Origin of the sequence: Intrasporangium oryzae NRRL B-24470 (assembly GCF_000576595.1) — a bacterium.
Lineage (GTDB): Bacteria > Actinomycetota > Actinomycetes > Actinomycetales > Dermatophilaceae > Intrasporangium_C > Intrasporangium_C oryzae.
Map to the genome: position 1 here is coordinate 1 of NZ_AWSA01000090.1, position 5,726 is coordinate 5,726.

Consider the following 5,726-nt stretch of genomic DNA (forward strand, 5'->3'; position numbering starts at 1 on the left):
GCCCAGCCCATGCTTGATTCCGAAGAGCCCTGAATCCGCCTGTCTCCAAGAGTGATCGGGCGACGTAGTTGGTGAAGTTAGGGAAGCCGAGGGCGGAGCCGCGCATGTGCTCGAGCCGGCAGTTGATCGCCTCAGTCGGGCCGTTGGACATACCGGATCGGTCGAAGTAGGCCTGCACGTCGGCTGCTCGTTGCTTCAGAGTCCGCCCTCGCCGGCGCAGCTGGGTCAACGCTGTCGGGACCCCAGCACTGACCGACTCGATCAGGGTGGTCATCAGCTCCCGTCCCCGGGTGCGGTCGGGTTCGGGGTAGGCGCGGATCATCCGCTGGTAGATCCCCCAGGTCGTCGCGACCTCGACGTGCTCCTCGACTGCGAACAAGGGTCGGAGTCGCTGGGTCTGCTTGTCGGTCAGCAGGCAGGCGCCGGTCTGAACGGTCCGCCTCGCGGCGTGGAGCGGGTCGCCCGAGCGGCCGCGGTGGCCGTGGAGCTCCTGCTGGACCCGGCGGCAGCACCGGCCAACTCGTAGCAGGCGAGGCCCGCACGACGTGGAACGAGTCCATGACCGTGACCGCGTCGGGCAGCTCCTCGGCCGTGGCGGTCTTGAACTCGGTGAACCCGTCCATCGCGACGACCTCCACACCGTCACGACATGCCTGCGGACGGCCGTTGAGCCACGTCTTGCGCGCCGCCCTGGAACGGCCTTCGAGCATATCCAGCAGCGTGGCCGACCCGGCGCCGCCACGGATCGGGGTGAGGTCGATGATGACGGTGACGTACTTGTCCCCGCGGCGGGTGTGCCTCCACACGTGCTCGTCGACCTCGACCACTGCCACCCCGTCGAACCGCCCCGGGTCCTCGATCAGGACGCGTTTCCCTTCGGCTAGCACGGCGTGCTTCGCGGTGTTTCACGCGACCCCAAGAGCCTAGGCCACCCGGGCCACGGTCAGGTGCTGCCACACGATCGCCTCCAGCGCCCACCGCAGCCCCCGACGGGACAGCTTCCCCCGCGGCTCGGCCGCCCCGAGTCATGTTCTAGCGCCACATGTGCCCACTCGGTGCACCGGTAGCGGCGGACCGTGACGAGCAGCGAGGTGGGTCGCCTCCAAGAAGGTTCGTGCCCCAACTCCCGCGTGATGGTGTCCCGCGGCGTCCCCTCGCACCCGCAGCGACGGCACCACTGGTCGGGCTCGAGTCGTTGGCCGGTGACCTCGAGCCCGAGCTCGTCGAGGCGGGTGAACGTGTTCAGATCAGGGCAGGCGCAGGTAGCGTCGGGCACGTCCTGGTCTTCTGGATGGGCAGCGTAGGACCTCCATCCTCGGGAGACCTCGACGCCAACCAGCGACCGACGCGCCGCCGGCTCCTACACCCTCACCTGTGGTGAGCCACATTAGAGTGGACCCGAGAGGCGCAGGTCCGGCAGTCCGGGCCAAGGCCTCAGCGTGATGACCATCATCCGGTCACGCGGGCGCCTCTGGCATGCACTCTTCTCAAAAGCCCGCGGGACATGAGAGCACTCCATGCCACATGATGGCTGTCGCTCGCTCACGCTCAATCAAAGGGGGGGTCCGTGCTCTCAAACATCGATTCATTCATCAACCGGCACGTGGGACTCACGCAGAGGCCATTGCCGAACTCGTTGCTGCTCCCGACATAGCACACGTTGACATGGCCATCGCTTACGCGACGGATAGCGGAGTGTCAGCGCTGCCAGGCCAGATGGGTGCCACTCCTCATGCGGACGCAGGGTGGCAACGAGTTCAGAAGCGGTTCCTGGTGGGCATCGACTGGCTCAGAACGCAACCCACGGCATTAGAGCGACTCGAAGCGATATCCAATTCAGCCGTGAGAATCCATGATGGCCACCGGCTGGCGGACAGGGTGGGGTGCATGCCCCTCACGCCCTGGCACCCTAAGGCAACCTTTGCCCATGGGAGCCAGATGCGTGGCGCGGTGCACGGCTCGGGGAACCTTTCTCGAAACGGTCTCCGACGCGCCGCCGGCTCCTACACGCTCATCTGTGATGAGCCACGATACGTGCCCACCTTGCTGAGATCATGCTCATGAGTGACGGGTCTGCCGTATGCCAGCCATCGTGGCTCAAGATTGGAGGTCTCAAGCAGTGGAGGACCCCATTCGGTGGTGCGATTCGACACCGACCGGGCCAGCAAGGGCGGCCCGGAGGCTGTTGAACCTCATAGTCAGAACCACTCGACTGCTCGCCCACAGCTTTCGCCCCTAGGGCACTACCCGATCAGAATCAATGCTCGCAGCCTCAGGACCCCCTGCCTGGCGATAGGGCCCCTGTCTACGCTCAACTCCGAAGGGCCCTATAAGCGAGTTCATTGGCACGGCCCTGGCGCCATGCCGAGGACGTCTTTGAGTGGAATCAGCTGGGACGTCGACGTGCCCACAGGGGTGAATGCGATCATCCCCTCCGCGCCTGTGCTGGGGGCAGGCTGTGTCTTGTCGACCGTACCGCAGGTGGTGTTAAGCACTCCATTCTCCACTCTCGTCAGATTGACTTCTGTGGCGTGCTTGGCATCTGGGAGCCAGAGGAATAGCCCAGACACCACGACTGCAAGCACGAATCCGAGGACGGCGGAGATGGCGGCCAGGTTCATCCGCCGAGTTGCCAGCCGAGCGCGGCGGATGGGCTCCAGACTGGCGTTGCTAGGATCGCGCTCAGAGCCATAGTCCTTCACCGACGGCCAACCTACGGCAGCGCTCAGACTGAGGAGCACGCTCGTGCCCACGAGGAGAGCCGCCACAGTCGCGAGAACGGTCACCCTTTGGGCAGATACCGAGTCCAATTTCTGGACAGTGTCACGATTCGCGAAGAGACTACTGATGCCGACAACGGCGACAAGTGTGGCGAGCCCGGTTTGCCAGGCCGTGGCTCTCTTCTGCTCAAGCGAAAGCGAGTCCGCCAGAGACGCGTATACCGCTTCAACCGCATCCCAGCAGCCTGTCGCCTCGTCGCTTTCCAACGGTATAGCCTCGAAGGTTACGAGTTCAGGTTTGCGGTCATCGAAGGTGACTGTGGCGCGCACCATCCACGACGCGCCGCAGCCGAAGGGCACCTCGGCGCTGCCCGAGGCCGGCTTGGTAGGCTCGCCGTCCACGACGTGGTGGTAGCTGCATCGGCAATGCATCGTTACTAGATAGTCCCGACGGTCCGGGTCCGGATGGACTCCAGGTTCTTTGGAAGGCTCTGTGGCCCCGTTCTTGGAACTGACGTGCACGTTTAGGGGCAATATGTCTGTGGTGTTACCCCCGCAGGTTGGACAAGTCCCGTGCACATGAAAGCCGACGACGGGACGCTTTACCTTATTGTCGAAGTCAGCATGAAAAGTTCTCAGCTGCTCGTCGGTTAGTTGCGTTCGCGATATTGAGTATTTGACCTGGAGATGCTCTGGCACAGCTCCCACCTCGAGAGTGTCCTCTAGTCCGCTATTGGCTTCTCCAGACCTTGATGTTGACGTCGTCATCGCTACCCCCTTCATGCCCACACGTTAGGTCTGTTCCATGAAGCTCACTAGGGCCGATGGTCCTTGCGGAGAAGTTCTTCAGGCTTGGAGGCTTGATGGCGTCTGCACATCACTGCTGGTCACCTTGGTGACGGACGGTGTCGGACGCTCACGCCTGATCAGATCGCCACGGGTTTCTGGGGGGCGCCCGTCAACACCCACCGAGCATTGTGGGCCGGCGTCCACACGGTCATGATGTCCGAACGCGGCGCGTCCCAGAGTGTCGCCGAGGCCCCGAACTGCATTGATTGGCTGAGACCGTCGGGCACGCTCGCGCTCGATCGAACGTGAATATGCCTCAACGACCGCAGCACCATCGAACGGAGTCCGCGGCCGTGACCGCCTTTCGCGTCGCCGTGGATGGGCAGGGATGGACCTTCTCGTCCAACGAGCAAGGCACCGACTACGGCTTGGACGGCGATGTTGAAATCTTCGATGGGGACAGCGCAACCGGACTCACGTTTCGAGTCCAGGTGCGAGGAAAAGGTGCCAAAGCCGAGCGTCCCAGCCGATCTGTCAAGATCAAGCACCTCAACTACTGGTCCGCACTCGGAGTACCTGTCCTCCTTGTGCACCATGTGGTCCAAAGCGGGGCAACCTACGTCAAATGCCGGCACGGCGGTCGCCGTGCTCGAGACGTTCGCCGACGCGCTGCGCGCGGCCGGGATCGGCATCCGCGACCGGCTGCTGGTCACCGGCGGGCGGTGGCGCTCCCCGCCGTGAGGACGACCGTCTTGGGGACGAACCCGTCCGTCGGCTTCCGGTCGTACAACTCGAGGAGACGGCACCGTGTGGCGACGATGCGCAACACTGTGCGCGCGGCGTCCAGGTCGCCGGCCATGGCCCGGTCCCACAGCGCCGACTGCAGCCCGTCAAGCCGTGCGACCTCGAGTTCACGCATTTCCTCGACGGCCTCGTTGGTCTCTCGCGCCAGGGCCTGATGGACGATGTGGTGGACGGTGCCCCGGCTCGCGTACCCGAGCTCGTCGGCCACCTGCTGGTACGTCAAGCCCTGGCTGGCCAACTGGAGGGCGCGGGCACGGCGTGCCGCGGCGAGAGCGTGGTTCCGGTGCTGTCCCTCGACTCGCGGGAGCGCTGCTGCTGCGATCCTCATGGGAATCATTATCGCCGACCAGCCTCCCGATGGACCTCAGCCCGCGCGCGTCCCAGTCACTTCATGGCGGGATTCACGGGGCGTGAAGGTGACCGCTCTGATCGATCCACCACACCTCGATCTGCGCGGCAGACAGCGAAGCGACCGTCTGGCCGTGCAACTCCCGGTGGCGCGGGAAGTCTGGCAGGACGATGACACTGCGCCACCTCGGTTCCTTGCCCCGGAGCCGCATCGCGGCAAGCACGGCCTGGGCGTACCAGTCCCCGGCCTGCGTGCTGGGTAGCGTGCGCTTCGCCTCGCCGGCGCGCGTTGGATCCGCATAGTTTCGGCTCGGGAAGCCCTTCACCTCGATGCCTGCAGTGTGATCGTCACGGATCGCCACCACATCGATGCCGTGCTCGCGGGCCGCCCTGTTGGCGACCGACAGGATGCGCCAGCCGTTCCTTCACGAGAGCAGTCACCAAGGACGACTGGACGTTGGCCTCCGCGTGCCACTCTCCCGCTGGACGCCTGCCTTGGTGTGGTTGTGTCTGGGGAGACGAACCGGAGCTAGTCGGGCCCATGGGTACCGGGGTGGCCGCCCCTCCGGAGGTAGCGCCGGTCGGCCTGCTCGTCGAGGCGGTCGCGTTGCGGGCGCGCCATTGCTCGAAGTTGGCCACAGGCGTCCGCACAGAGGCGCGTCTTAAGAGCGCGGACAGCTCGTCGGTCGTTTGTCGACCAGCCCGCAAACGTGGGCAACTTGGGCGCGGGTCACGCATGGTGCGACACCCGTTCGCCGCCTTGCCGGCTGCCGACTCTCTCCAAGGTGGTCGCCCGACGCCCTGGAAGGTCCCTGGCGGTGAGCGGCCGAGCCAGAGCGTGCCGCACGCGCGGCCAAGGGGTTGCGTGAGTGCGGCCCACCAAGTCCGTGCGTTGAGTGAGATGGCCGCTGCACCCTCAGACACAGTCGCTTCAGCGCGGTTATGCAGTAAGAAGTGGCGCCCACCCCCGACGGATGAACACAACTCCATCCGCAGGGTCAGAGCCTTGTAGAGGAGGAAGGCCGAACCCGTTCCCAGCTGTCGGCAACGCTCGAAAATGAGGCC

The 5,726-nt window shown here is 64.9% G+C and carries 3 protein-coding genes and 2 pseudogenes; 1 reads left to right on the plus strand and 4 read right to left on the minus strand.

Annotated features, from left to right (window positions below; genetic code table 11):
- Positions 1–1,276: pseudogene (locus tag N865_RS20990) on the minus strand (ISL3 family transposase); the annotation flags it as partial.
- A gap of 1,063 nt (positions 1,277–2,339) precedes the next feature.
- On the minus strand, positions 2,340–3,488 hold the full coding sequence (locus N865_RS20995) for a hypothetical protein (protein WP_157557820.1): 1,149 nt from the start codon (positions 3,486–3,488) through the stop codon (positions 2,340–2,342).
- Positions 3,489–3,820: 332 nt separating this feature from the next.
- Here N865_RS20995 and N865_RS23975 point away from each other — a divergent pair.
- A pseudogene (locus N865_RS23975) lies at positions 3,821–4,123 on the plus strand (DUF4365 domain-containing protein); the annotation flags it as partial.
- A gap of 95 nt (positions 4,124–4,218) precedes the next feature.
- On the opposite strand, the gene N865_RS23655 reads toward N865_RS23975, so the two are convergent.
- The gene (locus N865_RS23655; protein WP_034810229.1) at positions 4,219–4,641 is read right to left on the minus strand and encodes a helix-turn-helix domain-containing protein; all 423 of its coding nucleotides are present in this window, start codon (positions 4,639–4,641) and stop codon (positions 4,219–4,221) included.
- A gap of 73 nt (positions 4,642–4,714) precedes the next feature.
- The gene (locus N865_RS21005) at positions 4,715–5,023 is read right to left on the minus strand and encodes a hypothetical protein (protein WP_051511202.1); all 309 of its coding nucleotides are present in this window, start codon (positions 5,021–5,023) and stop codon (positions 4,715–4,717) included.
- Between the last annotated feature and the right edge of the window lie 703 nt (positions 5,024–5,726).